General features: G+C 66.4%; 6 protein-coding genes. 4 read left to right on the top strand and 2 right to left on the bottom strand.

The genetic code is table 11. The features are described 5' to 3' along the window. The first annotated feature begins 321 nt into the window (after positions 1–321). Complete coding sequence (locus IZU87_RS12205; RefSeq protein WP_213114672.1) at positions 322–1,521, top strand: PLP-dependent cysteine synthase family protein; 1,200 nt, start codon at positions 322–324, stop codon at positions 1,519–1,521. A gap of 10 nt (positions 1,522–1,531) precedes the next feature. Here IZU87_RS12205 and IZU87_RS12200 read toward each other — a convergent pair whose 3' ends face one another. Then, positions 1,532–2,092 carry a DJ-1/PfpI family protein gene (locus IZU87_RS12200; RefSeq protein WP_213114671.1) on the bottom strand — a complete coding sequence of 187 codons (561 nt, stop codon included), beginning with the start codon at positions 2,090–2,092 and terminating at the stop codon, positions 1,532–1,534. A 258-nt stretch (positions 2,093–2,350) separates the two neighbouring features. Between IZU87_RS12200 and IZU87_RS12195 the strand changes: the two genes are divergently transcribed. From IZU87_RS12195 to IZU87_RS12185, 3 genes are all read left to right on the top strand, one after another. Next, positions 2,351–3,214: a hypothetical protein gene (locus IZU87_RS12195; RefSeq protein ID WP_213114670.1), complete on the top strand. Its 864-nt coding sequence runs from the start codon at positions 2,351–2,353 to the stop codon at positions 3,212–3,214. 195 nt (positions 3,215–3,409) lie between these two features. After that, positions 3,410–4,336 carry a LysO family transporter gene (locus IZU87_RS12190; protein WP_054555660.1) on the top strand — a complete coding sequence of 309 codons (927 nt, stop codon included), beginning with the start codon at positions 3,410–3,412 and terminating at the stop codon, positions 4,334–4,336. A 76-nt stretch (positions 4,337–4,412) separates the two neighbouring features. Further along, entirely contained in the window at positions 4,413–5,450 is a 1,038-nt protein-coding gene (locus IZU87_RS12185; protein WP_213114669.1) for a LacI family DNA-binding transcriptional regulator, read from the top strand. A gap of 42 nt (positions 5,451–5,492) precedes the next feature. Here IZU87_RS12185 and IZU87_RS12180 read toward each other — a convergent pair whose 3' ends face one another. After that, the gene (locus IZU87_RS12180; RefSeq protein WP_249330577.1) at positions 5,493–6,044 is read right to left on the bottom strand and encodes a gluconokinase; all 552 of its coding nucleotides are present in this window, start codon (positions 6,042–6,044) and stop codon (positions 5,493–5,495) included. Between the last annotated feature and the right edge of the window lie 132 nt (positions 6,045–6,176).

The raw sequence follows: 6,176 nt of genomic DNA, 5'->3' as shown, positions 1-6,176 counted from the left end.
AGGTCGTTAGGGTTTCACCCATGGCGAGTGGTCCTCTTGAATCGTGTTCTGGCAGGAACATCCTGATTCTACAAGAGAAAACCACTCGCCATCTTCGTTTTCAGGTCGGCCTCATGAATAAGCCGGGATGAAACATGGCTCACGCCATGACAACTGGCAAGTTTTGCTTGGCGGCTGGTCGTACCATGAAAGCTCCTTCCTGCGACCGGAAATGCCGCCATGCCGACCACTGCCTCGCCCTCGACTGCGCCTTTCAGCACGCCCGCAGCACAGCACGCCCCGCACACGACTCAGCGCGAGTCATGGCGCCAACGCAGCCTCATGAAGCTTGCAGCCTTGAAGGCCGCCACCCCGGTAACCCCGCTGCTGGAACTCAGCCTGCGCGGACTGGGCGAGGCGCGCATCCTGATCAAGGACGAGCGGGCGCATGCCAGCGGCTCGCTCAAGCATCGCCTGGCGATGTCGCTGTTCGAGCAGGCCCTGCTAAAGGATTGGCTCACACCCGGCGGCCCGGTGATCGAAGCCTCCTCGGGCTCCACCGCGGTCTCTGAAGCGTGGCTGGCACGCCGGCTGGGGCTGGAATTCATTGCCGTGGTGCCCAGGGGCACCGCCTTTTACAAGCAGCAAGCGATTCGTGGCGAGGGCGGGCGCGTGGTGGAAATCGAGGACCCCGCTCGGCTCTGTCAGCATGCGCAGGCGCTTGCCGACGACAGCGGCGGTCACTTCATCAATCAATTCCGCCATGCCGCTACTGCTGGCGACTGGCGCAGCGACGGGGCCGGCGACTGGGCAAGCGATACGAGCCTGCCCGGGGAGTGCCTGGCACAGATCGCCGCGCGTGAGCTGCCCGAGCTGCAGGCGGTATTTCTCGGCGCCGGCACCGGCGGCAGTGCCGCCAGCTTCGCGCGTCATCTGCGCCACAAGCGCCATCTGCATCAGGGGAGCTATCTGCATCACGGGAGCCATCGCACCCGCGTGATCGGCGTGGACCCCGAGCACTCCGTCTATCACGCCTGCTGGCAGCACCATCGTGCCCACGGCACCCGTACGACTGCCCTGCCCGTCCCGCAGGCGACCAACCCCATCGAAGGCATCGGCCGCCCCTGCGTGCTGGAGGCATTCGACCCCGCCCATTTCGATGACTACCGACGCATCGCGGATGCGCGCAGTCAGGCGGCCGCGCTGTGGCTGGCCGAGCATGCCGGGCTTGAGGTCGGCCCCTCCACCGGCACCGCCTTCGCGGGGCTGCTCGAGAGTCTGGCGCTCAGGCGCGCACGCGGTGAGTCGCTGGCCGGCAGCTGGTTGCTGCTGGCCTGTGATCACGCCGAGCGTTATGCCACTTCGCTGGGCGATCCCGCATGGCGAGCTGCACAGCAATCGCGACTCGCCCCGCAGCGGGCCTGGATCGAGGCGTTTGCCGAGAGAAACGACGACGCCCTTTACGACACCCCGCCTGAAACGACGACACCCCGCCGAGTGGCAGGGTGTCGTAAAGCCCATCCGATGCGACGGCGTGGCTAGCAGGGGTGCATCACACCAGCAGCGCCTGGAACTGACGCAGCCATTCCGGATGCGCCGGCCAGGCCGGTGCAGTCACCAGCTTGCCGGAGGTCACGGCGTCGGTCACTTCCAGCGACACGAACTCTCCGCCAGCCAGCTTCACCTCAGGCGCACAGGCCGGATAGGCGCTGACGCGATGGCCTTCCAGCGACATGGCGGCGGCCAGCAGCTGCGGGCCATGACAGACGGCGGCGATGGGCTTGTCGGCCTCGACGAAGTGACGCACCATCGCCAGCACACGCTCATCCAGACGCAGATACTCGGGGGCGCGGCCACCGGGGATCAGCAGCGCGTCGTAACTCTCGACGGCGATCTCGGCGAAGCTGGCGTTGAGCGCGAAGTTGTGGCCCGGCTTCTCGGTGTAGGTCTGATCACCCTCGAAGTCATGGATGGCGGTCTTGACGATATCGCCTTTCGTCTTGTCCGGGCAGACGACATCCACGCGATGCCCCATCGCCTGCAGCGCCTGAAACGGCACCATCAGCTCATAATCTTCTACAAAATCCCCGGCAATGATGACAATGCTGGCCATGATGATCTCCTGATTGGACCCAACGTCTAGGTACGCGCCGCGCGCGGCGGGAAGGACAAGGCAGTTACAGAGTACCTATCCATTGCACATGAGCAAGCGCTGAAATATCGTCGTGGCCGCCTCACGGGCGTTGGCTTGATTGTGGATCGCCTCAACATCATTACATCATCACGTGCAGTCGCCCTGACTCGTCGCTGCCTGACCGCTCGACACCCCCATTCACAGGCCACGGCTCCAGTGCCGGTCTCGGGAGTCACCATGACCCTGCCATCTTCCGCCTTGTCTCACTTCTCTGAATCTGCCGCGCGGCGCGGCGTTTGCACCGCCACACGCGCCGATCGGCCCTCGGCATGGCAGCGCCTGTGCCGCGCAGGCCTGGGGGCGCTCCTGCTGTTGGCGGGCAGTGCCCAGGCGGCCAGCGATGAGGCCGCTGTCAGCCCTGACGCGCCCCTGGCGCCTGTCGCCAGCATCGCGCCGGTGCCCTTCACCGCCCACTACACCCTGGTGCTGGATGGCTGGCCGGACGTGCCCATCACCCAGCGCGTCAGCCAGAGTGGCGAGCTGTACATCGCCAGCATGGAGGCCTCCATCAAGGTCGCCAGTGGCTATGAGCAGGGCCGCTTCACGCTCGCGGAGGGCCGCATGCTGCCCGAGGGCTATCGCTCCGGCTATCGGCTGGCCGGCATCGGCAAGGACTACAACCGGGAAGCGCCGCAGGCAGGCAACACCCGCCTGCCTGACCGTCAGAGCCTGCTGGTGTTGCTTAGCCAGCAGGTCGACAGCCAATGGAGCGAGCAGGCCTGTCTGGCCGCGACGCCTTGCTCACTGGATTATCTCGACCACAAGGGCCGCCAGCGCACCCTGATGTACGAGATCCAGGGCCAGGAAACACGCCAGGCGGCACAGCGCACCTTCCGCACCCTGCGCATCGAGGCGTGGCGCAAGCATCGCGAGCACAAGCACTACCGTATCTGGCTGGCGCCGCGCTGGCCGGGCCTGATGGTCGGCCTCGATTACCTCGACTACGAAGACGTCATGGACAAGGACGGCAACCGCAACGGCAAGGTGCCGCCGCGCTCGGCCCATCTGACCCTGAACCAGCTGAGCAGCGCCCGCCAGTGATGACAGCTCCCGCCTCTAGCGCGGCGGATCATAAGCCCCGCTGATACGCCATCAGCAAGTCTCTCGCGCAATGGTGATGGCGGGGTTATCCAGACTCCACGCCAACCGATATAGTAAGGCCCTTCGGCGGTATTCACCGCCAATCAATCACTTGCGCCGCCCCTGCTGTCCGGGTGGCAACGCCAAGGAAGGGTCATGCTGTCGGGTCTCATCTTCATTCTTCTGCCGCTGATACTCGGCTATCTGGTACGCCTCACCGATCCTGGTCGCCTGGCGGTGGTCAATCGGCTGGTCAATGCCTCCATCTATCTCATCCTGTTCCTGATGGGCATGGGGCTGGCGGCGCTGGAGCAGTTGAGTGTCGGCATGGCCGCCATGAGCGGTCAGGCGTTGACGCTGTTCGCCATCATCACGCCGCTGAATCTGCTGGCGCTGTGGTGGCTGTCGCGCCGCAGCCCGCTGCGCGCCAATCCCGCCCAGGCGGTGGATGGCGCGCCGATGACCCGCTGGCAGGCGCTGTCCGGCTCGCTGACCCTTGCCGCCGTGGTCGCGCTCGGCGTCGGCGCCGGCGTGCTGCTCAAGACCTTCGGCACCCAGCTTGATACCGATACCCTCGCCGAATGGGCGCTCTATGTGCTGCTGGCGTTGATCGGCTGCCAGCTCAGAAGCTCCGGCATGAGCCTGCGCCAGATCCTGCTCAATCGACACGGCCTGATCATCGCGCTGACGGTGATGGCCAGTTCGCTGCTCGGTGGCCTACTGGCGGCCCCCTTGCTGGCGCTGGAGTGGAATCAGGGCATGGCGATCTCGGCCGGCTTCGGCTGGTACTCCCTGTCGGGGATCCTGGTCGGCGATCAGCTCGGGCCGATTCTCGGCGGCGCCGCCTTCTTCAATGACCTGGCGCGCGAGCTGCTGGCCTTCGTGCTGATCCCCCTGACCATCCAGCGCTACACGCCGCTGGCCATCGGCATCGGCGGGGCCACCTCGATGGACTTCACGCTACCGGTGATCCAGCAGACCGGCGGCGTGGCCTGCGTCCCGGTCGCCGTGGTCTCGGGCTTCCTGCTGTCGCTGGCAGCGCCGCCGATGATTCTGTTCCTGCTCTCGCTGAGTCACGTCTGATCCGCCGGGCAAGGCTTGCTCCCGGACTGCCTTAACAGGGACACTCTTGTCCTCCTTCGCAGCCGCTTGAATGTCCATGCCCTCTCAGCCTCACAAAGCTTCCCGCCTCAAGCGCGTCACCCTGGCCGATATCGCCGCCCGACTGGGCGTCACCAAGGTCACGGTGTCGCGCGCGCTCAATCAGCCCGAGAAGGTGTCCGCCGCGATGCGCGAGCGGGTAACCGAATGCGCCCGCGAGCTGGGCTACATGCCCAATCGTCAGGCCGGCAGCCTCGCCAGCGGCCACTCGCGGCTGATCGCGCTGCTGATTCCGTCGCTCTCCAACGCCGTGTTCTCGGAGCTGCATCGCGGCCTGGAAGCCCCGCTGGCCGCCGCGGGCTATCAGCTGCTGATCGGCCATACCGGCTATTCGATGCAGGAAGAGGAGCGCCTGATCGAGACCTGGCTCTCCTTCGGCATCGACGGGCTGGTGCTGTGCGGCAGTCGCCATAGCCCTCGTACCCGCGAGATGATCGCGCGCTCGGGCTGTGCGGTGGTGGAGTGCATGGAGAAGCGCGAGACGCCGCTCGACATGGCGGTGGGACTGGACCAGCACGCCGCTGGCCGCGCGATGACCGAGGCCATGATCGCGCTGGGCCATCGCCATATCGGTTTTCTCGGTGCGCGCATGGACCGCCGCGTCGAACAGCGCCTGGGCGGCTGGCGCTCGGCGATGGAGGCCGCCGGCCTGTCACAGCAGGCGCTGTTGACCACCGATGCGCCCTCCAGCGTGCGCATGGGCGGCGAGCTGCTCGACGAGATGCTGACCCGCTGGCCCGAGACCCAGGCCGTGTTCTGCTGCAATGACGACCTGGCGGCCGGCGGGCTGTTCGAGTGCCAGCGCCGCGGCCTGTCGGTGCCCGACCAGCTGGCGCTGGCCGGCTTCAACGGCCTGGAGATGACCCGTGGCACCTGGCCGCCGCTGGCCAGCGTGGTCACGCCACGCCGCGAGATCGGCGAGCGCGCCGCCGCCCTGCTGCTGGCGCGCTTGAGCGGCGATCTCGACGCCACGCCCCACGGCCTGTGGGAAGACCTGGGCTTCAGCCTGCAGACTGGCGGTAGCCTGTCCTCGTAATAAGTGGTGGCAGTCTGGCGCCGTGAAACGTCCGGCGACCGACTAGCGCTCCGGCGCGTCGAGGATCTGCTGACAGACACTCTCGACCAGCGCCTGTGGCGTAGCGCTGATGTCGAGGGTGTGGATGCGCCCTTCATCGTCGCCGGGCACTTCAAGCGTCGCCAGCTGGTTGTCGAGCATGTCAGCGCCCTTGAAGAAATGATCGGTTCGCGCCTCGAGGCGTTCCAGCAGCAGCTCGCGCGTGCCTTCGAGGAACACGAAGCCCAGCGCGGGGTCCCCGCCACGCAGTTGATCCCGATAACGTCGCTTCAAGGACGAGCAGGCCAGTACCAGACTGCGCCCGTCGTGGCGCGCCGCCTCGATCAGCTCGGCCAGACGGGCCAGCCAACCGTGGCGATCGTCGTCATCCAGCGGGGTGCCGCGCGCCATCTTGGCCACGTTGGCCTCACCGTGATAATCGTCGCCATCGATGAACTGCGCGCCCAGGCACGCCGCCAGCTGCTGTCCGACGTGTGACTTGCCACAGCCCGACACCCCCATGACCACCAGACGCACGCCACCGTGCGCGGCCAGAGCCTCTGACCTGGTCGGCATCGACGCGACCGCTGATGCTCCTTCTGCCTGCTGCTGCATGAAAACCCTCTCCCCCTGAATGAAAACGATGGCCCACCAGCGTACCCGATGTTGCCGATCAATCCCTTGTCCGGCGCCTCGGGACGGCTGTCA

The sequence above is a fragment of the Cobetia sp. MC34 genome (assembly GCF_018340035.1).
Lineage (GTDB): Bacteria > Pseudomonadota > Gammaproteobacteria > Pseudomonadales > Halomonadaceae > Cobetia > Cobetia amphilecti.
This window is presented reverse-complemented; position numbering and strand designations above follow the sequence as displayed.

Excerpts from the sequence above, each read along its gene's own strand:
- IZU87_RS12185 (WP_213114669.1), top strand. The coding sequence starts at position 4,413 with ATGCCCTCTCAGCCTCACAAAGCTTCCCGCCTCAAGCGCGTCACCCTG.
- IZU87_RS12205 (WP_213114672.1), top strand. The coding sequence starts at position 322 with ATGAAGCTTGCAGCCTTGAAGGCCGCCACCCCGGTAACCCCGCTGCTG.
- IZU87_RS12190 (WP_054555660.1), top strand. The coding sequence starts at position 3,410 with ATGCTGTCGGGTCTCATCTTCATTCTTCTGCCGCTGATACTCGGCTAT.
- IZU87_RS12180 (WP_249330577.1), bottom strand. The coding sequence starts at position 6,044 with ATGCCGACCAGGTCAGAGGCTCTGGCCGCGCACGGTGGCGTGCGTCTG.
- IZU87_RS12200 (WP_213114671.1), bottom strand. The coding sequence starts at position 2,092 with ATGGCCAGCATTGTCATCATTGCCGGGGATTTTGTAGAAGATTATGAG.
- IZU87_RS12195 (WP_213114670.1), top strand. The coding sequence starts at position 2,351 with ATGACCCTGCCATCTTCCGCCTTGTCTCACTTCTCTGAATCTGCCGCG.